This is a genomic window from Winogradskyella ludwigii (genome assembly GCF_013403985.1).
In the GTDB taxonomy this organism is placed as follows: domain Bacteria; phylum Bacteroidota; class Bacteroidia; order Flavobacteriales; family Flavobacteriaceae; genus Winogradskyella; species Winogradskyella ludwigii.
Genome location: NZ_JABFDF010000006.1, coordinates 233,440 through 256,455, shown reverse-complemented (window position 1 = coordinate 256,455; position 23,016 = coordinate 233,440). Strand labels below are relative to the sequence as shown.

Annotated in this window: 24 protein-coding genes; 15 read left to right on the top strand and 9 right to left on the bottom strand. The window is 32.3% G+C overall.

Going from position 1 to position 23,016, the window contains the following annotated elements:
• The first annotated feature begins 5 nt into the window (after positions 1-5).
• From HM981_RS14995 to HM981_RS14950, 9 genes are all read left to right on the top strand, one after another.
• Positions 6-533: an EF-hand domain-containing protein gene (locus HM981_RS14995; RefSeq protein WP_179339616.1), complete on the top strand. Its 528-nt coding sequence runs from the start codon at positions 6-8 to the stop codon at positions 531-533.
• Positions 534-587: 54 nt separating this feature from the next.
• On the top strand, positions 588-1,796 hold the full coding sequence (locus HM981_RS17510) for a YHYH protein (protein ID WP_246286293.1): 1,209 nt from the start codon (positions 588-590) through the stop codon (positions 1,794-1,796).
• A gap of 64 nt (positions 1,797-1,860) precedes the next feature.
• Positions 1,861-2,988 (top strand): YHYH protein, encoded by a 1,128-nt coding sequence (locus HM981_RS14980; RefSeq protein WP_179339615.1) that lies wholly within the window; start codon positions 1,861-1,863, stop codon positions 2,986-2,988.
• 72 nt (positions 2,989-3,060) lie between these two features.
• A complete protein-coding gene (locus HM981_RS14975) occupies positions 3,061-4,137 on the top strand; it encodes a YHYH protein (RefSeq protein ID WP_179339614.1) in 1,077 nt (358 codons plus the stop codon).
• On the top strand, positions 4,138-4,716 hold the full coding sequence (locus HM981_RS14970; RefSeq protein ID WP_179339613.1) for a hypothetical protein: 579 nt from the start codon (positions 4,138-4,140) through the stop codon (positions 4,714-4,716). It abuts the gene before it with no gap.
• A 214-nt stretch (positions 4,717-4,930) separates the two neighbouring features.
• Positions 4,931-5,737, top strand: coding sequence for a YHYH protein (locus HM981_RS14965; protein ID WP_179339612.1), 807 nt, complete (start codon positions 4,931-4,933; stop codon positions 5,735-5,737).
• Between the two features lie 12 nt (positions 5,738-5,749).
• Positions 5,750-6,376, top strand: coding sequence for a toxin-antitoxin system YwqK family antitoxin (locus HM981_RS14960; RefSeq protein WP_179339611.1), 627 nt, complete (start codon positions 5,750-5,752; stop codon positions 6,374-6,376).
• Positions 6,373-7,041 (top strand): SCO family protein, encoded by a 669-nt coding sequence (locus HM981_RS14955; RefSeq protein WP_179339610.1) that lies wholly within the window; start codon positions 6,373-6,375, stop codon positions 7,039-7,041. Before HM981_RS14960 ends, HM981_RS14955 begins: the two co-directional genes overlap by 4 nt.
• A 103-nt stretch (positions 7,042-7,144) precedes the next feature.
• Positions 7,145-8,230 carry a WD40/YVTN/BNR-like repeat-containing protein gene (locus HM981_RS14950; protein WP_179339609.1) on the top strand — a complete coding sequence of 362 codons (1,086 nt, stop codon included), beginning with the start codon at positions 7,145-7,147 and terminating at the stop codon, positions 8,228-8,230.
• A gap of 39 nt (positions 8,231-8,269) precedes the next feature.
• Here HM981_RS14950 and HM981_RS14945 read toward each other — a convergent pair whose 3' ends face one another.
• The 7 genes from HM981_RS14945 to HM981_RS14915 all read right to left on the bottom strand — a co-directional run bounded on the left by HM981_RS14945 (position 8,270) and on the right by HM981_RS14915 (position 15,425).
• On the bottom strand, positions 8,270-8,710 hold the full coding sequence (locus HM981_RS14945) for a sensor of ECF-type sigma factor (protein ID WP_179339608.1): 441 nt from the start codon (positions 8,708-8,710) through the stop codon (positions 8,270-8,272).
• Between the two features lie 5 nt (positions 8,711-8,715).
• Positions 8,716-9,225, bottom strand: a complete 510-nt coding sequence (locus HM981_RS14940; RefSeq protein WP_179339607.1) for a hypothetical protein — start codon at positions 9,223-9,225, stop codon at positions 8,716-8,718.
• Positions 9,226-9,307: 82 nt separating this feature from the next.
• Positions 9,308-9,850 carry an RNA polymerase sigma factor gene (locus HM981_RS14935; protein ID WP_179339606.1) on the bottom strand — a complete coding sequence of 181 codons (543 nt, stop codon included), beginning with the start codon at positions 9,848-9,850 and terminating at the stop codon, positions 9,308-9,310.
• A gap of 391 nt (positions 9,851-10,241) precedes the next feature.
• Positions 10,242-12,077 carry an ABC transporter ATP-binding protein gene (locus HM981_RS14930; RefSeq protein WP_179339605.1) on the bottom strand — a complete coding sequence of 612 codons (1,836 nt, stop codon included), beginning with the start codon at positions 12,075-12,077 and terminating at the stop codon, positions 10,242-10,244.
• 3 nt (positions 12,078-12,080) lie between these two features.
• Entirely contained in the window at positions 12,081-13,808 is a 1,728-nt protein-coding gene (locus tag HM981_RS14925) for a phospho-sugar mutase (protein ID WP_179339604.1), read from the bottom strand.
• Positions 13,809-13,899: 91 nt separating this feature from the next.
• On the bottom strand, positions 13,900-14,850 hold the full coding sequence (locus HM981_RS14920; RefSeq protein ID WP_179339603.1) for a glycosyltransferase family 2 protein: 951 nt from the start codon (positions 14,848-14,850) through the stop codon (positions 13,900-13,902).
• A 44-nt stretch (positions 14,851-14,894) separates the two neighbouring features.
• Positions 14,895-15,425, bottom strand: a complete 531-nt coding sequence (locus tag HM981_RS14915; protein WP_179339602.1) for a DUF4199 domain-containing protein — start codon at positions 15,423-15,425, stop codon at positions 14,895-14,897.
• A gap of 148 nt (positions 15,426-15,573) precedes the next feature.
• Here HM981_RS14915 and HM981_RS14910 point away from each other — a divergent pair, with 148 nt between their 5' ends.
• Together HM981_RS14910 and HM981_RS14905 are read left to right on the top strand one after the other, a co-directional pair.
• On the top strand, positions 15,574-15,825 hold the full coding sequence (locus HM981_RS14910; RefSeq protein WP_179339601.1) for a type B 50S ribosomal protein L31: 252 nt from the start codon (positions 15,574-15,576) through the stop codon (positions 15,823-15,825).
• A gap of 144 nt (positions 15,826-15,969) precedes the next feature.
• Positions 15,970-17,145 (top strand): GlmU family protein, encoded by a 1,176-nt coding sequence (locus tag HM981_RS14905; RefSeq protein WP_179339600.1) that lies wholly within the window; start codon positions 15,970-15,972, stop codon positions 17,143-17,145.
• A 9-nt stretch (positions 17,146-17,154) separates the two neighbouring features.
• Here the strand turns inward: HM981_RS14905 and HM981_RS14900 are convergent, their stop codons facing one another.
• Entirely contained in the window at positions 17,155-18,771 is a 1,617-nt protein-coding gene (locus HM981_RS14900; RefSeq protein WP_179339599.1) for an ABC transporter substrate-binding protein, read from the bottom strand.
• A gap of 45 nt (positions 18,772-18,816) precedes the next feature.
• On the opposite strand from HM981_RS14900, the gene mtaB reads away from it, so the two are divergent.
• A complete protein-coding gene (mtaB, locus tag HM981_RS14895) occupies positions 18,817-20,127 on the top strand; it encodes a tRNA (N(6)-L-threonylcarbamoyladenosine(37)-C(2))-methylthiotransferase MtaB (RefSeq protein WP_179339598.1) in 1,311 nt (436 codons plus the stop codon).
• Between the two features lie 81 nt (positions 20,128-20,208).
• The gene (locus HM981_RS14890; protein WP_179339597.1) at positions 20,209-20,727 is read left to right on the top strand and encodes a hypothetical protein; all 519 of its coding nucleotides are present in this window, start codon (positions 20,209-20,211) and stop codon (positions 20,725-20,727) included.
• A gap of 75 nt (positions 20,728-20,802) precedes the next feature.
• Here the strand turns inward: HM981_RS14890 and HM981_RS14885 are convergent, their stop codons facing one another.
• On the bottom strand, positions 20,803-21,099 hold the full coding sequence (locus HM981_RS14885; RefSeq protein ID WP_179339596.1) for an N-acetyltransferase: 297 nt from the start codon (positions 21,097-21,099) through the stop codon (positions 20,803-20,805).
• A gap of 161 nt (positions 21,100-21,260) precedes the next feature.
• Here HM981_RS14885 and HM981_RS14880 point away from each other — a divergent pair, with 161 nt between their 5' ends.
• Together HM981_RS14880 and HM981_RS14875 are read left to right on the top strand one after the other, a co-directional pair.
• Positions 21,261-21,923: an alpha/beta hydrolase gene (locus HM981_RS14880; RefSeq protein ID WP_179339595.1), complete on the top strand. Its 663-nt coding sequence runs from the start codon at positions 21,261-21,263 to the stop codon at positions 21,921-21,923.
• 137 nt (positions 21,924-22,060) lie between these two features.
• Complete coding sequence (locus HM981_RS14875) at positions 22,061-23,014, top strand: lytic transglycosylase domain-containing protein (protein WP_179339594.1); 954 nt, start codon at positions 22,061-22,063, stop codon at positions 23,012-23,014.
• The last annotated feature ends 2 nt before the right edge of the window (positions 23,015-23,016 follow it).

Below are 23,016 nucleotides of genomic sequence, written 5' to 3'. Positions count from 1 at the left end.
ATAAGATGAATTACAGAAAACTTAAAATAGCCATCACAGTTTTTTCAATGCTACTATGTATTCCAATGTTTGCCCAAGGACCTCCTGGTGGAGGTGGTGGAAGACAAGGAGGAGGTAGACCTGCTAAAGGAGAAAAACCAGATGCTTCAGCAATATTGAAATTGTTAGATGCCAATAATGATGATCTTATAGATAAAGATGAAGCTTCAAAAGATGAAAGAGGAAAGATTTCTCAAGATTTTGATACAATAGATAGTAACGAGGATGGATTTATAGATTTAGAAGAATTGGAAGCTTCTTTAGATAGCAGAAAACCTAAAAAAGTATCTGCAGAAAAGCTTTTAAAAGAAGTAGATCAAGATGAAGACGGGTTGTTAAATGAATTAGAAGTGGCAGCAAAAGATAAACGTGATTTAATGGAGCATTTTTCTGATATTGATCTAAATGGTGATAGCCAATTAGATTTAGAAGAGTTGAAAGTGTTTTATTCAAAAAATGAGGACAACAAGAAAAAAGGAAAAAAGAATAACTAGACCTTATCAAGTAATTTTTATTAAATTATAGTTTAATTCAAAAATCAACTTCAAATGAATTATATAAAAGTTTTAAGATTTTCTCAATTATGTATAATTATACTTTTATTAGTGTGTTGTAAACCAGGCACAAAATCTGCCGATGAAAATGTTTCAGACCAACCTCAAGGTCAAGAACAAGGTCCAAGTGTAGAAAGTTTAATAAACGAAATGGATACCAATAAAGATGGGAAATTATCAAAATCTGAAGTTCAAGGACCTCTATCAAATGATTTTTCTAAAATTGATGTCAATGAAGACGGTTTCCTCTCTAAAGAAGAATTAGATAATGCACCAAGACCCCAAAGAAGAGAGCCAAGAGGCAATAATACAAGTAACACTAGTGTTCAAAAAGATTTCGAAGTCACTATAAATGTAGATCCTTCATTATTTATAAAGGAAAGTTTATTAAAAGAAATTACAACAGAAGAACGGACGCTATCTAATGGCACAAAAGCCCTATGTTATGTTATAACAACAGCTTCTCAACCACAAGAGCACAAAATGGGGCCTTGGTGCCCAACACATATTAATGATGGTAAAGATAAAGGCGGAATTTGGTTTAAAGACGATAAAGTATATGATGTAGATGGTCATTTTATAGCCAATCTAAAAGAGTTTTATTCAGATGAGGAATGGGCTTTATTTAGAGAAGATGGTTCAGTTAAAGTGACAACAACTCAAGAGGAATGTGAAGCTGCTGCAAGACCTGATGTTGACGAAAAATACAACAACTATTGCGTAGAGTGTTTGCCAAGTTATTATAAAGAAAAAGTCTCAACTTATATTATTCCTGTTAAACCTATGTATTTAGAGAGTTCAAATACATTAGGAAGAAACGGAATTGGTGTTGCATTTAACGGTGTTAATTTTGAAGCACCTGCACCAACACATGCTATTCTTGCAGCTCATACTTTGGCACCTCTAGATGATGCTGGTGGTCATGTTAATCCTCATCAAGGTTACCATTATCATGCCGTTACAGGTAATACAAAAGAGGTCAAACAAAAAGATGTTCATGCACCAATGATTGGTTATGCTATGGATGGTTTTGGTATTTATGGACATAAAGACAACAGCGGAAAAGAGTATAGTGATCTAGATGATTGTGGAGGACATTATGACGATGTTAGAGGATATCATTACCACGCAGGAGATGCTGGTAGCAATCAAGTTTTAGGTTGTTTGCATGGAGTTAGTGGCTCACTCACAGTTAAAGGATAATAAGAAATGTAACGCAAGTTTTAAATCTAATTGGCATCTAAATACACGATTCAAAAATTTATAAATGAAAAATATATTTAAATTCACAGGTATTCTTGCCTTATGTGTAGTGTTCGGTTGCCAAAGCAAAAAAAACAATACAGAACACAGTCACAATGGAGGCGAAGCGCATTCACATACTACAGAAAGTATAGTTGAGAGCAATAATTATTTTGGAGCGTACAATTTAGAAAATAAGGAGTACGGTACTATAACTAAAATGACACTTACAAAAGACGAGCGCATTATGGTTACTAACGCATTACCAAATCATAAAACAGGAGAATTTCCAAACCCAGGAAATCCAAATACAATTTCTGCTCAGAATAATACTTACAGTTTTCCTTTAAACCCAAAATATACAGGAAAAGCAACTTGGGCAAGAGAGCCAGGTGTCGCTTTAAATGGTATAAAATTTGAACCAGGAACAGCAGAAGTTGTGGTTTGTGATACAGGCGAAAATTATCGTGTAGAAGCACTTCAAGATGTTATAGATTTAGGCTTAGATTTTAATCATGCGCATGTGCAACCAACAGGAGCTTATCATTATCATGGCACACCAACCTCTGTAATTGAAGAATTTGATGCAGGCGAAGATTTAGTACATGTTGGTTTTGCGCACGATGGCTTTCCTATGTATTATTCTAAATCAGGGAAATTCAAACCAAGTTATAAGGCTATAGATGGTAATAGAGAAGGTGAAGATTGCACCTATGAAAATCCGCATCAATCTATCGATATTTCTGTCGGAGGTCATCATGATGGAACATTTACTTCTGACTATGAATATATAGCAGGTTCTGGAGACTTAGATGAATGCAACGGTATCACAATTGATGGAGATTATATGTATTTAGTCACAGCCGAGTTTCCATACATCAGTAGATGTTTAATGGGAGACTATGAAGAAGCTAGACCACAAGGAGGTGGACAAGGACGAGGTAGAGGACAAGGTCAGCAACCAAGCGCAACAGAGTTAATAAGCCAAATGGATGCTAATAAAGACGGTAAGCTATCAAAAGATGAAGTAAAAGGACCTTTGTCTGAAAATTTTTCAAAAATAGATTCAGATAAAGATGGATTTATTTCAATAGAAGAATTAGAAAAAGGGCAACAACAGAACAAGCAAAGGCCAAAAGGCGGAAGAAATTAACAAGAAATCTATTATAATAATTAAATCTTTAAGGGACACTAAAGCCTAAAGGAGAACTACCCAAGTTTAATAATGAAAAACATAATAAAATTATTACTGGTAATCGTATTAGCAGTATTCGCAGCATGCTCAGACAATGATGACAGCACATGTACAGAATTAACTTGGTATCAGGATTTTGATGAGGATAACTTAGGGAATCCAGATGTAAGTGTAGAAGCCTGTGAACAACCAATAGGATATGTCGCTAATAATTCAGATACTGATGATTCTGGTTGCGAATCAGACCAAGTTTTAGATAGTTCAAGAGGAGAGTGTAATCAGACATTAGCATTTACTACGTCATATAACCAAACGATTACAGGAACAAACAGAGTAATTACTTCCAATAGCATACCAGATCATCTTGTTGGAACGTTTGGAATGGGTCCAGGTTCATTAAACCCTAATGCTATTTCGGAGCAAAATGAAAGTTATACTATTACAATAAATCCAACGGAAGCTAATGTTCTTACGGCATTGTTGTCAACAACTGGAGTTGGACCAAATTCAGGACCGCAATATTCATTTGGTATTTTATTAAATGGTGTAGAATTAGATCCGGTTGCTGCAGAACCTTTTCCTCATGAAGGAGCGATGAGTCCAAACGTAAATTGGGAGTGGAATTTAGAGGCTTTAAATGTTAATTTAGGTTTAGATTGTAATAGTGCACACGTACAACCAACAGGTAAATACCATTACCATGGTTCGCCAATATTATTTTTAGAATCATTAAATGTACCAACAAATGCTATGACATTAATTGGCTATGCTGCTGATGGTTTTCCTATTTACTATAAATATGCGTATTCGGATGCATCAAACAACAACTCTTCTGTTATTGTAATGTCTTCAAGTTACCAATTAAAGTCGGGCAATAGAGGAGGAGATGGTGTTACAGCTCCTTGTGGAGATTACGATGGTATTTATTCTAATGATTACGAATATGTTTCAGGTCTTGGTACTTTAGATGAAGCCAATGGTAGAACTGGAGTCACTCCAGAATATCCATCAGGAACTTATTACTATGTTATAACTGACGAATTTCCTAGTATTCCAAGATTCTTTAAAGGAACACCATCTAATGATTTCAAAATAGGAAACAACTAGATGAAATTTTCTAGTTGTATAGTCTTACTTTTTTTTGCCTTTACGAGTTTAGGATTTGCGCATGACGCCAATAAAGCTTTTTTTAATATTCAACAAAAAGATAATCTGGTTGAGGTCAAATCTGAATTTCCATGGAGTATTAGAAATGCCCTTCTAGAAGCCTATCCAGAATTGGAAGACTCAAAAAGAAAAGCCGATTTTGATGCTGCTTTTTTTGATTACGTTAAAACTAATTTTGAATTGAGAAATGGAGATTCAATTTTAAAATTAATTGCTGTTGACGAGGCAACGCATAATGAACATTCACATGCCAATGCTTTTGTCTTTTTGTTTGAAGGAAATGCTTTCGACGCCATTAAAAATACAATGATGTTTAATGTGTATAAAGATCAGGAAAACTATCACGATATTTTTGCTAAAGAAGAGCATTTAAAGTTCGTAACATCACCAGATTCACCTGTAGCTGTAGTACAGTCTATATCAGAAAGGAATGGAGGGAATAGCATTATAACAGGCTTAATTGTAGTCGTTTTTTGTGTTTTTGGCGTCTTTCTTTGGAGTCAGCGGAAGAAACTATAATTCAGAATAACAATCGAGAACCTTTTAAAGCGACACTTTATAATTCCAATATAAGAAACAAGAATTATTCGTTTTTGTAAAGCGATTATAATCAGTTTGTAGTGTTTTTGTTTGAAGCTTTTTTTTTGTTAAATAAATATTAAAAAGAAAAAGCTGCACAAGTTTATTCCTGTTAAGGCATCTAAATATTAAATAACCTTAAAACACTATTACAATGAAAATTTATTTTAAACCTTTAACCTACATTACAATTTTTGCTTTTGTATTATTTGCTTGTAGTAGTGATGACTCGTCTAGCGATGATTCGTCAAGTGACGATAGTGGTGTTATTGATGACGACGACGATGTAGCAGTAACAGAATTACATGCCGCTTTTGCCGCGTTTAATTCAGATGCGGTTACCGCTATTTTATCTGATGATGGTACTGAAGTTTATATCGAAACCACAGGATTTCCAGACCATACTTCAATTTATTGGGAAACGGACAATGTGCTTTATATGGATGAGCCAGGTGTTACAAAAACAACTCAAGATACATACATTGGTGGTGGGCAAGGTGAAGCAGCAAGTTTTACAGTAGATGCAATTCCAAACTTAACAGGCAGTACAGTTACTACACAATTAAACACTATTGGTATCGCAGTAAGTGGAGCATCTATCTTTAATGACCAAGAAGGTGCGGGAGATTTAGATCAAGCTGCTGGAAGCTTAGATTGGGCAGGAGCTCACAAAGGTCCTGGTGTGTATCATTATCATTTAGAGCCTACACCAATCACTAACGATGATGAAAGTTTAGTAGGCATATTACTTGATGGTGTTTTCATTTATGGAAGACAATGTATCTCAACGGGAACATACCCTACAGATTTAGATGCTTCAGGTGGTCACACGTCTACGACACAATATACAGATGGAGCGGAAGAGTATCATTATCATATAATTAATGAAGAGTATCCTGCAGGTAATTATGCATATGACCCAGCGTATGTTCTTTTTGCTGGACCATTTCAAGGCTACTAAATTATAAAGAATATGAAACCAATTTATTTTTTAATTCTTATTGTATTTTCAATAACGAGTTGTAAAGAAACGTCAACGCGTAAAAGTGATATTACTGTTGCTATTGAAGAACAACCTATCATTATAGATTCTGTTGAAGTGTTAAAAAGTGAATTGGTTCTTAATGGAAATAAAGGCAAATGGTATTATAAAGGAGAACCGTACAATGGGTATTCTTTAAAGCTTTACCCTAATGGTGCTTTAGAAGAAAAATGGGGTTTTATTAATGGAAAAAGAGAAGGTGTTGCGAGACGATGGACTAAAAATGAAATCCTTCAATTGGAATCTTATTATAAAAATAATAGGTTAGTAGGTGTCTATAAAACATGGTGGGAAAATGGGGTGTTATCAGGTGAAACGTATTATGAGAACGGAGTGAAGCACGGTGAGGAAAGAAAGTGGTATTCCGATGGGCAATTGTTTAAATTAAGACATTATGTTGATGGAAAAGAACATGGTTTTCAAAAAGCTTGGTTAGCCAACGGTAAGTTATATGTTAATTATGAAGCCAGAAATGGGCGAATTTTTGGTATGAGAAGAGCAAATTCATGTGTTAGATTAGAAGATGAATTCGTTATTAGAAAAAAAATAATTTTATGAAATACCTATATATTATAGTACTGTTTGTTTTTACAAGCTGTCACGAGGATGTGAAAAAAGAAACTATTAAAGTTATTGAAAACAGCAGAGTAGAGTATTTGCCGTATTACAATGATGACTCTTTTACTCCACATTGGTTAACGCCAAATACGGAAGAAGAAAAAGCGTTTCATAAAATTCCAGACTTTTCATTAACAAATCAATTAGGAGAAGCAGTTACTCAAAATACGTTTGAAGATAAATTATATGTAACCGATTTCTTTTTTACAACCTGTCCTGGTATTTGTCCTAAAATGACTGGTAATATGTCTAAAGTTCAGGAAGAATTTAAAAACGACAAGGACGTCTTATTGTTATCTCATTCGGTAATGCCGAGTACAGATTCAGTTGCTGTTTTAAAGGCTTATGCTAAAAATAATGATGTCATAGATCATAAATGGCATTTAGTAACGGGTGATAGAAATGAAATATATGGGCTTGGAAGAGATCATTATTTTGTTGAAAGTGATTTAGGAGAAGTAAAAACAGATGATGATTTTCTGCATACCGAAAACTTTCTACTAATTGATAAAAACAAACACATAAGAGGCATCTACAACGGATTAAACAGAGCTTCAATAGCACAATTAATTGTAGATATTAAAGCATTAAAAAAAGAAAGCTAGAGTGATGATCTAGTTTTTATTTGATTGATAGATTATTGTTGATTTGAAGAGCTTTGTGATATTATATCGCAAAGCTTTTCTATTTTTAGGGAAAATATTATATATGAGATTATTTGTTGTTGTACTTTGTTTTATAATGTTTAATTCTTGTAAAAAAGAATATAAAAGATCAATAAACGTAACTAAAGTTAATATTGAACCTGTTTTTGTCGATTCGACATTAAGTGTAAGAGCTATAGACTTTAATGATGAATATTTGTATTATGGGAGTTCCGATCATATTGGAAAGCGAGGATTAAATAAGGAGTTTAAAATTAATCTCAGCGAGTTAAATGTTAGTAGCAATAAAAATCACTTTAAGCACATACTTAACTACGAAGAAAAGGCACTTCATTTTAGGGCAATTAAAGAAGTAGAAGGTAATTTATTTATGATATCAATTGCTAATCCTGCAAGACTTTACAAGATTTATAGAAAATCTAATAAACCAAAATTAGTGTACGAGGAGGTGAATGAAAAGGTTTTCTACGATTCCATGGATTTTTGGAATGACCAAGAGGGTATTGCTATTGGTGATCCAACAGATGATTGTATGAGCATTATCATCACAAGAGATGGTGGAGAGACTTGGACAAAATTATCTTGTAATAATTTACCAAAAGTAATAGAAGGAGAAGCTGCTTTTGCTGCCAGTGATACTAATATATCAATAATTGGAGACCATACTTGGATTGCCACAGGAGGAAAAGCAAGTCGCGTGATGTATTCGCCAGATAAAGGGAAAACTTGGGAAATTTACAATACTCCAATTATTCAAGGGTTAGAAACCACAGGCATATATTCTCTAGATTTTTACGATGAACAAAATGGATTCGCCATAGGTGGAGATTACACTAAACCTAATGACACACTAAAGAATAAAATTAGAACTAGCGATGGTGGTAAAACATGGCAAGTTGTGGCTAACGGTAAAGGTCCTGGTTATAGAAGTTGTGTGCAGTATATTCCAAATTCTAAGGCCAAAGAATTGGTCGCTGTAGGTTTTAAAGGAATAGATTACAGCAATGATTCAGGAGATTCATGGAAACATTTAAGTGATGAAGGGTTTTATACCATTCGGTTCTTAAATGATTCTGTGGCTTATGCAGCAGGAAAGGGAAGAGTTTCTAAACTAACTTTTAAAGAATAAAAAAAAAGGAAGCTGAATAGCTTCCTTTCTTGTTACTTATTAATCACGCTTTTCCTTAGAGTGACGTTTTTTATATTCTTCAAACATCTTTTGTTTAAAAGAACGCTCTGCTTGATAGAGTTTTATTATTTTTTTAGATGGAAGAATAACAAACAATTGATTCAATAATTTAGATTCTAATGCCATTTTTTGTTTTTCAGTTTTTTCCATCTCTAGCAATAGAGATTTGGCTTCACTCTCTGTAAGTGTCTCAATGTCTTTCTCTTTACGTCTGTTTATGGACGCTTCTCTTAATTCATGTTTTGCATCTTCATTCGCGTTATAAATAGGCCAAAACTTCTGAGCTTCAGTTTCTGTTAAATCTAACTGTTCTGTAATATGAGCAATTTTTAATGCTTTAATTTTTTCTTTATCTTGTTTTTGTGCAAAAGCACTTAACGAAACAAATAAGGTAAGTAATACTATTTGTAATGTTTTCATAATATTTAATCTAAATTAAGGTCTTCAGTGTCTATGTTGTCTATGTATTGATCTATATAGTCGTCTGAAATAATAATATCTATAAAATCGGTTTCTGACATATTATCCGTTTTAAACAGATTTGCCAAATCATCATTGCTATAATCTTCTTGATATAAATAGTTCTCAATACTTGCTGTATCAATAGTATTAATGTTAAGACTTTCGTTAGTGTTATTAAATACCAAACTCACTAATAATACTAAACTTGCTGCAATACCAGCAACATAATAAAATGTACGTCTTGGTTTTAACGTAATCACTGGTTGTTCTGGTTTAACTGCAAGTTTTTCAAAAACCATACTTTCAACAGAGTTAAAGTAATCTTTTGGTACAGTAAAACCGGTAGTTTTAGAACCACTTATCATTTCTTTTTCAGATATGCGTTCTAGGATTTGAGCATCTAAAGATTCAAAATAATTATCCGGTGTTTTAAAACCTGATGATGTGATGTTATGTATGTTTTCTTTTTTCATTTTATATGCTGAACTTGTTTCAACTTCTTAGAAATCTTTTTATCTGTGTTCTAAGTATAAGACTCTAAATTTGTACAATGGTTTAATCTGAAGTTAAAAAGGCTTCAATTTTTTTAGCTGCAATATGGTATGATGATTTTAAAGCTCCTTCACTCGTCTCTAAAATCTCTGCCATGTCTTTGTATTTTAAATCGTCAAAATAGCGCATGTTAAATACTATTTGTTGTTTGTTTGGCAAAGTTGCAATGGCTTGTTGTAATTTAAGTTGAATAACTTCTCCTTCAAAATAGACATCAGCGGTTAAATTGTTAATCGCTTTAGTTTGGTGTTCTTCGTTTGTGATTTGTAGCCGTTTTGCGCTTTTATTAAGGTGTGTAATGGATTCATTGGTTGCGATACGATATATCCAAGAGAAAAGTTTACTGTCTCCTTTAAACTTATCGATACTGCGATAGACTTTAATAAACGTATTTTGAAGCACATCATCTGCATCTTCATGATTCAATACAATTTTCCGTATATGCCAATACAAGCGCTCTTTATAGAGTTGTAATAATTCTCTAAAAGCAACTTCTTTAGATTCAGGATCTTGTAAGCGGATTATAAATTCGGTTTCGTTATTCAACTAATTCACTTTAATACTTAGACTTATTAATTTACGAAAAGTTTAATTGATTATAGATGTAATATTTTACTAATAGATCGTCTTATTGATAATCAGTGCTTTAGAGTGTGTATTGACGTTTAAGTGTGTAAAATACCGACAAAACGCACTATTTTCTTGTTTTATACTTTAATTTAGTATATGTTTGACGTAGCTTAACCTATTAACGTTATCAGTTCCCCAAATCTGATAGCTAATGTTAAAAAAGGATGTATAATTATATACATCCTTTTTTGTTTTATATAGTGCTTTTGGAACTCAATTTCAAGTCTATAATTGACTCTTAATTTTTATTACTAAATAGAGTTAAAGTGAGCAGATAGTGTAATAATTAATTTTTATAATTCAAAAATTATTCAAAACTCTGCATGTCTACTAACTTCTTGTAAACACCATTCTTAGCAATAAGCTCGCTATGTGTACCTTGCTCTGCAATTTCACCTTTATTCATAACTATAATTTCATTAGCATTTTGAATTGTAGATAATCTATGCGCAATGATAATAGAGGTTCTGTTTTTCATCATATTCTCTAGAGCATCTTGAACTAAACGTTCACTTTCAGTATCTAACGCTGAGGTTGCTTCGTCTAAAATCATGATTGGCGGGTTTTTAAGCACAGCTCTCGCAATACTTAAACGCTGTTTCTGTCCTCCAGATAATTTACCTCCAGAGTCTCCAATATTTGTATCAACTCCATTCGGTAAGTCTTTTACAAATTCCCAAGCATTGGCAATTTTTAAGGCTTCGATTATTTCTTCATCTGTAGCATTTTCTTTACCAACTTTAAGATTATTTGCTACAGTGTCATTAAACAAAATAGAATCTTGGGTTACTAAGCCCATTAAACTTCGAAGTGATTTTTTGGTTATATCTTTAATATCATCTCCATCAATAGTAATATTACCTTCGTTAACATCATAAAATCGTGTTACTAAATTTGCAATAGTACTTTTTCCACTACCAGATTGTCCAACTAAAGCTACACTTTTGCCTTTAGGAACATTCAATGAAAAGTTTTTTAGAACCAGATCATCTGCATACTTAAAGGAAATATTATTTAATTTAAGTTCAGATTGAAAGTCTGTTTTGGCTTTACTGTCTATTGGATCTTTTATAGTAGATTCTGTATTTAGAATTTCTAATACACGGTCTGCAGAAGCATTTGCAGATTTTACTTTATAGGTGGCTTTACTTATAGCTTTTGCTGGTGTTAATATATTATAAGCAAGAGCCATATAGGTAATAAATTCATCAGATGTTAAAGTCTGTTCTACTAACACCATTTGTCCTCCATATAGCAAAATAACCGAGATAACAACGATACCTAAAAACTCGGAGGTAGGTGAAGCTAAATTCTGTCTATGGGCTAAATCATTAGCAAATTTGAATAATCTTGATGTCGATTTTTTAAATGTTGAATTAAACTTATCTTCAGCATTAAATCCTTTAATCACTTTTAATCCGTTCAAGGTTTCATCTAAAACAGAAAGAAATGCTCCGTTTTCTTCTTGCACACGCTTAGAACGTTTTTTTAAACTTTTACCAATTCGAGAAATAATGATACCTGAAATTGGTATAAATATGAACACAAAAATGGTGAGTTTAATACTTATCGTAAACATCACAACTATTGTAAAAATAATGGTTAGTGGTTCCCTAACAAGTAATTCTAAAATAGCTAATAATGAATTTTGAATTTCATTTACATCTCCTGATATTCTTGCTATAATATCTCCTTTTCTTTTTTCTGAAAAATAAGACAAAGGAAGGCTAACCGTTTTATTATATAGCTCATTTCTAATATCTTTTAAAATACCATTTCTTAAATAGGCAAGAAAGAAATTAGAGAAGTATCCAGCTGCATTTTTTAGTAAAAAAGTAGCGATTACAAAACAGATCATGATAATCAAGACACTATATTGACCGTCTGCTTCTATCTTTTGGGTAATGAAAAAGTTTAACGAATCTTCTAAATAATCTTTATATTCTAGAATTCCATCATAATTAGCTTTCAGCGGTTTTATAGCAATGGGCTCCGCTGTTTTTAGCAAAACCCTCAACATAGGCATTAATGAAACAAATGATAATGTTCCGAAAAGTGCGTATAAAATGTTGAAGAAAATATTTAAATATGCATATTTCTTATACGGAACAATAAACCTAGATAACTTTTTTATATAATCCATTAATTACAAATTCATATCCTTGAGGATATCGTCAATTCTATTTTCCAACAACTGTTCCGTTGCTGCAAAGTCTGACGAATTGTCTAATTCTGTGTTAACGCTAATATAGAATTTTATTTTAGGCTCAGTACCACTAGGTCTTAAAGCTATTTTACTTCCATTTTCTGTATAGTAAATTAATACATTAGATTTAGGAATATCGATAGTCGTTTCTTCATCACTTTGAAGATTTTTAGAAATGGATAATTGGTAGTCTTCAATTAAAACCACTTTTTCACCATTAATTTCTTTTAACGGATTTTCTCTGGCATCAACCATCATTTGTTTGATTTCTTGCGCACCTTCAATTCCTTTTTTAGTTAAAGACACTAAACGTTCTTTAAAAAAGCCATGCTCAACGTATAAATCAATTAACTCTTGGTACATGGTTTTGCCTTTTTCTTTTGCTTGTGCAGCAATTTCTATAGCTAAAAGGGTAGAAGTAACAGCATCTTTATCACGAACAAAATCGCCAACCATAAAACCAAAACTTTCTTCTCCACCACCAATAAAGTCCATGGTTGGGAAATCTTTAATCATTTTAGCAATCCATTTAAAACCGGTTAAACCAATTTTACATTCTACATCATATGCATTTGCTAAAACCGTCATCATTGGAGTAGACACAATTGTAGAACCTACAAATTGATTACCATTTATGTTTCCTGATTTTTTCCATTGTTTTAATAAAAAGTTAGTCATTAAAATCATGGTTTGGTTTCCGTTAAGAATTACCAATTCATTTTCTAAATTTCTAACTACAACACCTAAACGGTCACAATCCGGATCTGTACCAATTACGATATCTCCATCTACTTTTTTTGCCAATTCAATAGCCATTTTTAAAGCTTCAGGCTCTTCTGGGTTTGGAGATACTACAGTTGGGAAATCTCCATTAGGTACACGTTGTTCTTCAACAATATTAACATTTGTATAACCAGCACGTTTTAAGGTTTCTGGTATCGCTGTAATTGATGTTCCGTGTAAAGATGTAAACACAATGTTTAAAGCTTGTCTAGCCGCTTCAGACGTGTCAAAACTTCCATTTTTTACAGACGCATCAATAAAGACATCATCAACATCTTTTCCTATATATTGAATTAAATCTGAATTTGCTTCAAACTTAATTTCTGAGTAATCTAATCTATTTATTTCACCAATAACACCTGAATCTTGAGGCGGAACTAATTGTCCTCCATCTTGCCAGTATACTTTATATCCATTGTATTCTGGTGGGTTATGAGATGCTGTTAGTACAATACCACAATGGCAGTTTAAATGTTTTAATGCAAATGATAATTCTGGTGTAGGTCTTAATTCTTCAAATAAGTAAACTTTAATACCATTAGCAGAAAACACATCGGCAACTAATTTACCAAAAGTGCTACTGTTGTGTCTACAATCGTAAGCAATGGCCACTTTTAATTCTTCGTTAGGAAATGATTCTTTTAAGTAGTTACTTAAACCTTGTGTGTTTTTTCCTAGTGTATATTTGTTAATGCGGTTAGTACCCAATCCCATAACACCACGCATTCCACCAGTTCCAAATTCTAGATCTTTATAAAAACTTTCCTCTAGCTCTTTTGGGTTAGAAGCGATCATATCTTTTATTTGTTGCTGAGAGTCTGCATCAAAAGTTGGAGTTAACCAAGCATTTACACGCTCTAAAATTTCTGGCTTTATATGTATCATGGGTATATGTATTTGTAGTCAATAAAAATGTTAAACAAAAATAAACAATTCGAAATTTGAAACCGACTAACTAGACTATAAATTCTAGGAGTTAAGCTAAATTCAAATTTTCTTTAATAAAATAACGTTGCTGCTGTCGGTTTGATCGTAAAATAAGTTCTCCTAAAAAGCCAGCAATGAAGAATTGCGAGCCTATAATCATGGTAGATAGTGCAATGTAAAATTGTGGTCTATCTGTAATAAGGCGTCCTGTTGGATTTAAAAATAATTTATCTATGCCTAAATAAAACGAAAAACCGAAGCCAATAATAAACATAATGACTCCAAGGGCGCCAAATAAATGCATTGGTCTTTTTCCAAAATGAGAAATAAACCAAATGGTAATAAGGTCTAAAAAACCGTTTACAAAACGATTCATACCAAATTTTGTATGGCCATATTTACGTGCTTGGTGTTGTACTACTTTTTCGCCAATATTGGTGAATCCTGCATTTTTAGCTAAAACAGGAATGTAGCGATGCATTTCGCCATAGACATCAATATGTTTTACAACGGTATTGCTGTAAGCTTTTAAGCCGCAATTAAAATCATTTAGTGTAACACCAGATGTGCGTCTTGCTGCCCAATTAAACAATTTTGAAGGTAAATTTTTAGAAAAATAAGAATCGTAACGTTTCTTTTTCCAACCAGAAACAAGATCGTATTTTTCTTCGTTAATCATTCTGAAGAGTTCTGGGATTTCTTCAGGATTATCCTGTAAATCTGCATCCATGGTAATAACCACATCACCTTCTGCTTTTGCAAAACCAGCATGTAAAGCTTGAGATTTCCCAAAGTTTTTTAAGAATCTAATGCCTTTAACTTTTGGATTTATGTCTCCAAGTTCAGAAATAATTTGCCAAGATTTATCAGTGCTTCCATCGTCTATAAACAAGATTTCATAAGAAAATTGATTGGATAGCATCACAGACACAATCCAATCATGTAATTCTTTTAAAGAGTCGCGTTCGTTAAGTAGTGGTATTACTACTGATATATCCATAGAGTTTTGGTGTAATTTCTAAATTTCAAAAATAGAGAAATTATTTAAGCTGCGTTAGGATCATTTCTTCTTAATATTAAAGAGCTAATTAGTCCAAATATGCAATAAATAACGAGTCTTACAAAGTAAGATTGTATTTGTGTGCCAAAAGAGAAGTTATCTATTTCTGCAGCTTTCTGGATACTTTCATCAATAACAGATTGAGACATTCCTAAACTTTCTAGTGTTTCTATACTCATTTCTATTAATCTTTCATTTAAAAATTGCCCAGTTTCTACATCAATAACTGAAAATAATAAAGCGGTTAATAGTATAGCAAATAAACTTCCAATCGCTACTGTTATAAAATAAGCTGCAAAAGCATCTTTCAAAGATATAAAGCCTTTGAGAATTGATTTTGCTTTTATTGATGCTATAATTCCGAATACAATGGTCATGAAAAATAATATTATTCCGAGCCATGGTGCAAGAAATAATTCTGGATTCATGGTATATATTGCTACTAGAACGGCTGAGTTTATGACACCTAGCATTACACCATAATTGATAGCTGTAGATTTTAAAGATTTTTCCATAATTTTGATTGGTTTTTCTAATTAGTAGTCAAAGTTAAGGAAATGTTACATACATTCGTTAAATAAAAAACACCAAAAAGATTGTAGATTTATAAAAAATGATTAAATTTGCACCTCGAAAAATCGAATACATTTAAAGCATTTAGTGATGAAAGCAGGAACACATCCAGAAAATTATAGAGTAGTAGCATTTAAAGATATGTCTAACGAAGACGTTTTTTTAACAAAGTCTACAGCAGATACAAATGAAACTATCGATGTAGATGGTACTGAATATCCATTAGTAAAATTGGAGATTTCTAGAACCTCTCATCCTTTTTACACTGGTAAATCTAAATTAGTAGATACAGCTGGTCGTATTGACAAGTTCAAAAACAAATATGCTAAGTTTAAAAAATAAACTTTGCGTCTTAATACATATTAAAAGCCTTTCTGTTATCAGAAAGGCTTTTTTATTTTAGGCATTTATGCTATTTTTGATATTATAAAAAATGTTGAATTTTAGAAGATAATCTTCTAGCTGCAAACTTTAATTCTAGATATAATGAACTATATATTATTTGATGGTCCTTCTCGTAATAACTTATTGCCATTTACTTTTACAAGACCTGTTGCAGATATTAGAGTTGGTATTTTAACCATTCGTCAAAAATGGGAGTCTTATCTAGAATACACTACAACAACGGTTACAGAAGATTATCTAGCAGATAAGTTTCCTATGGTAGAAATGGAGGAGAACATTATGATTAATGCGTCTTTTTTACCTAATGTTGAAGTGATAGCGTTTGTGAAAAATTTAAGCCATAATCAAGCACTTTTTAAAGGTGAAGATGTTATTGCTTTTTTTATCAAAGAAGGAGAAGAAGTTAGCGACTTTTCAACATTTGAAGCCATAGAGTTTGACAATGATATTTTAAAAATAGAACATACTTGGGATATTTTCTCTAAGAATGGTGAAGCTATTATTGACGATTTTAACTTAATAACAAAAGACAGGCAGTCAGAGCCAATTCCAGCAACCATAAATACTATTAATCCTGAACATATTTTTATAGAGAAAGGAGCCACCTTAAACTTTGCCACCTTAAACGCGAGTTCAGGACCTATTTATATTGGTAGAAATGCAGAAGTTATGGAAGGCTCTATTGTTAGAGGACCTTTTGCACTGTGTAATAATGCAACCCTTAAAATGGCTAGTAAAATCTATGGACCAACTACTATTGGGCCTCATAGTAAAGTGGGAGGAGAAGTTAATAATGCTGTTATTTTTGGATATTCTAATAAAGGGCATGATGGGTTTTTAGGAAATTCAGTTATTGGTGAATGGTGTAATCTTGGCGCAGATACTAACAATAGTAATTTAAAAAACAATTATGCAGAAGTGAGACTTTGGGACTATAATACGGAAGGTTTTGCTAGAACAGGATTGCAGTTTTGTGGCTTAATGATGGGAGATCACAGTAAATGCGGAATTAATACCATGTTTAACACAGGTACAGTTGTTGGTGTAAGTGCTAATATTTTTGGAAGCGGTTTTCCTAGAAATTTTGTACCAAGCTTTTCTTGGGGAGGCAGTAAAGGATTTGTAACGTATAAAACAAATAAAGCTTTTGAGGTTGCCAAGGTGGTTATGGCAAGACGTAAAGAAGAGTTTACAGCTAATGATATTGCTATTTTAGAGCATGTCTTTGAAGAAACAAAACAATACAGAAGAAATTAACTTAGGTTTTTAATCCTTCTTAACAGATTTTATTTCTAATAAATTTGTTGCGTTAATACCTAATCCGTTTACATTTTTTCTAGTAAATCTTACCACTTCATCATAAAAAAGAGGTGCAATTGGTGCAGAATCCATAATTAACGAATCCATTTTAGTATAAAGTTGGGCTCTTAAAATAGGATCGGTTTCCAAATAAGCTGCTTCATACATTTGGTCGAATTTGTCACTTTTAAAATGTGTGTAGTTTGGACCGTTAGGAGCAAAATTCTTACTGTAATATAAAGATAAATAATTTTCAGCATCAGGATAATCTGCAATCCAACTCGCTCTAAAAAAATCGACTTGGCCATTGGCTTTAGCATCTTTAAGACTTGATGGAGGTATAACATCGACATTAACCACTAAACCTGTTTTTTGAAGTTCACGTTGAATAAATTCACAGAAACTTAGATAGTTACTTGTTGTTGTGAGCGTGATTTTAGGATTTTTAATCCCTGTTTCGGCTTTAAATTCAGCTACTAATTGTTTGGCTAATTCGGGTTGGTAGTGAAACCCAATAGTAGCATCATAACCAGGTAATCCTTTTGGTATAAATCCGCCGTTTGCAGGAATACCAATCCCATTTCGTAAATACGTCATCATTTTATTTCGATCAAAGCCAACATTAATCGCCTTCCTTAATTTTAAGGATTGAATAGTATTGACTGAAGATTCCATGAAAAAAGCCAAATATTCGGTGTTTAAATAAGGACCACGAATCATTTTAACGTCTTCTGCGTATTTAGGTTTTAATTTTCCATCTGTAGTTAAAATTTCATCCTTGTAAGAGCCATCTAACCCAGAAACAAAATCAATATTACCTTGAGCAAATTGAAGAAATTCACTTTGTTTATCTGGTAAAAATGTAATAGCAATAGCTTCTAGATATGGTAATTGTTGTCCTTTAGAGTCTGTTTCGAAATAAGTATTGTTTCGTCTAAAAACGAGTTTTAAATTTTCTTCCCAACGCTTAAATTTAAAAGGACCAGTGCCAATTGGGTGAGATCTAAAGTCATTACCATAATGTGTTACAATTTCTTTTGGAACAACAGAACAATATTTCATGGTCAATAAACCTAAAAACGCAGGAAAAGGTTGTTTTAATTCAATTTGAAAAACAGAATCATTAACCGCATAAAAACGGTCTACTTTATTTAAAACCCAGCTTCCAGGTGATGCTACAGTTTTATCAATTAACCTTTTAAAACTGTATTCGAAATCTAATGCATTAGCAATTCTGGTAGAATCTTTGCCAAACAGTTCATGTTTATGGAAAAATACATCTTTTCTAAGATTAAAAGTATATGTTTTTGCACTATCTGTAATGGTCCATGATTTTGCAATAGACGGTTTAACATTTAGCTGATCGTCCATCTGAACTAAACCGTTAAACAATTGGTGTGTAGCCCAAATATCTGCCAAATCTTTAGAAAAGGCCGGATCTAATGAGCCTATATTTTTGTGTTCGTTATATTTAAAGACGAGATGATTTGATTGAGAATTGTCATTTGAAGTACAAGATAGTACCATCAAAATTAATGATCCGTAAAGTAGCCTTTGGAATAAGAATGGTGTGAGTTTTAGCATATAACTTATATGTTGTAAATTTGCCAACTTGGTAAAAGTACAAGAATGAATCCAACAAAAAAAGTCGCATTTTATACACTTGGTTGTAAACTTAATTTTTCTGAAACCTCTACAATAGCAAGAGGTTTTACAGAAGAAGGGTTCGATCGTGTAGATTTTAAAGAACCAGCAGACATTTATGTCATAAATACATGTTCTGTTACCGAAAATGCAGATAAGCGTTTTAAAAGGATTGTAAAGCAGGCTCAGAAAAGTAATCCTGATGCTTTTGTGGCTGCAATTGGTTGTTATGCCCAATTAAAACCTGAAGAATTAGCAGATGTTAATGGTGTGGATTTGGTTTTAGGAGCCACAGAAAAATTTAAGATAACAGATTACTTAAACGATCTTACTAAAAATGATTTTGGCGAAGTGCATTCTTGTGAAATTGAAGAAGCCGATTTCTATGTTGGTAGTTATTCGATTGGAGACAGAACAAGAGCATTTTTAAAGGTTCAAGACGGTTGCGATTATAAATGTACCTATTGTACTATTCCATTGGCAAGAGGAATTTCTCGTAGTGATACTATGACTAATGTTTTACAGAATGCGAAGGAAATAGCAGAACAAGGTATCAAGGAAATTGTACTTACAGGTGTTAATATTGGAGATTACGGAAAAGGTGAATTCGGAAATAAAAAACATGAACATACCTTTTTAGATTTAGTTACAGAACTCGATAAAGTTGAAGGTATAGAACGTTTAAGAATTTCTTCTATAGAACCCAATCTCTTAAAAAACGACACTATAGATTTAGTCTCTAAATCGAGAGCATTTGTACCACATTTTCATATTCCTTTACAGAGCGGAAGTAATGAGATTCTTAAAAAGATGAAACGTCGTTACATGAAAGAATTGTATGTAGATCGTGTTTCAAAAATTAAAGAAGTTATGCCACATGCTTGTATTGGTGTAGATGTTATTGTTGGTTTCCCTGGTGAAACTAATGAGATCTTTCTTGAGACTTATAACTTTTTAAATGAGTTAGATATTTCATATTTACATGTGTTTACATATTCTGAACGTGATAATACAGAGGCAGCAGCAATGGATGATGTTGTGCCCAACCATGTAAGAGCTAAACGTAGTAAAATGTTAAGAGGTTTATCTGCAAAAAAACGTCGTGCATTTTATGAAACCCAATTAGATACGCAGCGTACAGTTTTGTTTGAAGGAGAAAATAAAGAGGGTTACATTCATGGCTTCACAGAAAACTATGTTAAAGTAAAAGCACCTTGGAATCCAGAATTGGTAAATACCTTGCAGAACGTAACCTTAACCAAGATTGACGAAGACGGCTTAGTTAGATTTAAATAGCCTTAAGGTGTTACTAATCTTATTTATAGTCTTTATAACGTGAAAATTTTCTATTTAGTGATTTCGTTTTATATTTGAGTGATGGAATTTCTTACAAATAAAAATTTAACTATAACTTATCTCCTTCTGTGTTTGTTGGTGTTTACAACATCATGCTCGGAAAGTGCTGAATATGATATTGTTGGTGTTTGGGGTTTAACAACACGAACTGCAGATATTCCATTTGATGTGAATGAAGACGGAGTCTTTAATACTAATTTGATTCAGGAAATAAACTGCAATACGCTAGAAACGCTAACATTTGAAAGTAATGGAACTGTTTTTTCCGGAAATGAATTTTCTACTTCAGTCACTTACTTTAAAGATGAAGTTACAAACACTTACTGGATTGATGTTGATTGTGATAAGGATGGTATTATCAGTTTTGCCTCAGAATATAATGTTATAGAAGACAATAAAATAAAAATCTCTCAACGTAATTATACATTAAACAGTGATACCTTAACTACTGTTTATGAGAATGCTGTTAAGATTTATAATAGTGATCTTACAGAAATTATTGAAACTAAAAATCTAACTCTTATTTATACTAAACAATAAATAGTTATAAATCTATTCCATAAAAAAACCGAAACTTTTAAAGTTTCGGTTTTTTTATGGAATAGATTTCTCATGTTATATTCGGATACCTACTGGAAGCATACGTTTATATTTTCTATTTCGTCTTACAAACTTAGCAATTTCAGGACTTGTTGGTACAACACTAATATTTCGTTCTTTTATGTTTGAAAAAACCAAGTCAATAAATTCTAATTCAAATTCGTCTGTCCTTAAAGCATCTGGGATAATCATTTTTGTTAAGAATATCTTTCGTTCTTGTAAAGAATATTCAATAATAGCCATTTCGTTCTCAACATTTAATTCAAATTGACGCAGGAAGTCATTGTCAATTAATTCAGCAGTTTCTGTCATAATTTCTTGTTATTAAATTCAGCGGTTGGCGTGTAGATACTATAAATTATATAGTTTTGCTGTGCAAAAGTACAAAAAATCGAGCAATGTTTTAGATTGTCGCTGTTAAAACCTTAAATTGTAATTAATTAAGTCGTTCCAAATAAATAGATTTTCGTCCTATGAATTCTAAAATAATCCATGTTTATTTAATGCCTGGTATGGCAGCAAACCCTTCGATATTTGAATATATTAAATTACCAGAAGAGGAGTATGAAATTCATTGGTTAGAATGGCAAATTCCTACAAAAAACGAAACCTTAGAAGAATACGCTCAACGTATGTGTAAGTTTATAGAGCATGATAATTCGGTATTGTTAGGTGTATCTTTTGGAGGGATTTTGGTGCAAGAAATGAGTAAGTTTCTCAACCTAAAAAAGTTAATTGTAGTTTCTAGTGTTAAGTCTCACCACGAGTTACCAAAACGATTAAAACTATTAAAAGTAACTAAAGCGTACAAGGTTTTACCAACGCAATTGGTTAGTAATATCGATTTATTAGCTAAATACGCATTTGGTGAAACGATTAAAAAGCGTGTAGATTTATATAAAAAGTATCTTTCTGTAAATGATAAATCTTATTTAGATTGGGCGATAGAACAAGTGGTTTGTTGGGATCAAGAAGAAGCACATCCTGATGCTGTTTATATCCATGGAGATAATGATGTTGTTTTTAATAATTCTTGTGGCGGAAATTGTATTGTTATTAAAGGTGGTACACACATCATGATTATTAATAAATATAAATGGTTTAACGAAAATTTGGCAAAACTTATTACGGGCTGAAGTTGAATCGTATTATTAGTTTGCTTACATTTATAAAAAAGAAAAGTTATAAAGTATACGTGTTAAAAACTTGTTACTTATTAAGTTAAAATCACGTATTTCTCAATTGCTATTGGGATAAAATTAAAAAACTACATATGAAAATTATAAAAAATAGTTTAGCGTTAATAGGTGTTGTTTGTATATCAGGCTTATTTATTTTCTCAATGCAAAAATCACCAGATGATAAAGCGACTCCTGATCATTTGTTAGGAAAAGAAGATCCTATTGTAAATAGTTACAATGTTTATGCTTTAGAAATGCCTGAAAATTTAAACTTTGCAGGTGAATTGGTTCCTGTAGAAGATCCAGATATCTATGAGCGCATGGATAGAGAATTGTTAGTAAATACCTATTGGCAATCTAATGGACTTTTAATGTTTAAGAGAGCTCAAAAATATTTTCCGATTATAGAACCTATATTAAAGAAAAACGGTGTTCCTGACGATTTTAAATACTTAGCTGTTATAGAAAGTGGATTGGTACAAACTGCAAAATCTCCAGCAGGCGCAAGTGGTGTTTGGCAAATTATGTCTGCAACAGGACGAGAAAACGGGTTGGAAGTTAACTCTAATGTAGATGAACGTTATAATTTAGAAAAAGCAACAGAAGTAGCTTGTGATTATTTGATAAAAGCAAAGAACAATTTAGGATCATGGACTAAAGCAGCTGCAGCATACAACGCAGGAAATGCAGGAGTGTCAAGACGATTAAAAGAACAAGATGTTAATGGCTATTACGATTTGTTATTAGGAGAAGAAACAGGGCGTTATGTATTTAGAATTGTAGCTTTGAAAGAAATACTTTCTAATCCTGATAAATACGGATTCAATTTTAATAAAAGCCATTTATATAAAGCTGTGCCAACATATAAAGTAAAAGTGGATACTGCTGTAACCGATTTTGCTCAGTTTGCTAAAAACTTCGGAATTAACTATAAAATTCTAAAACGTCATAACCCATGGTTAAGAGAATCTCATTTAAATAACAAATCGAGAAAATCTTATGCTATAGAAATTCCAGAAAAAGGATTTTATAACGCTAAACCTTAAGT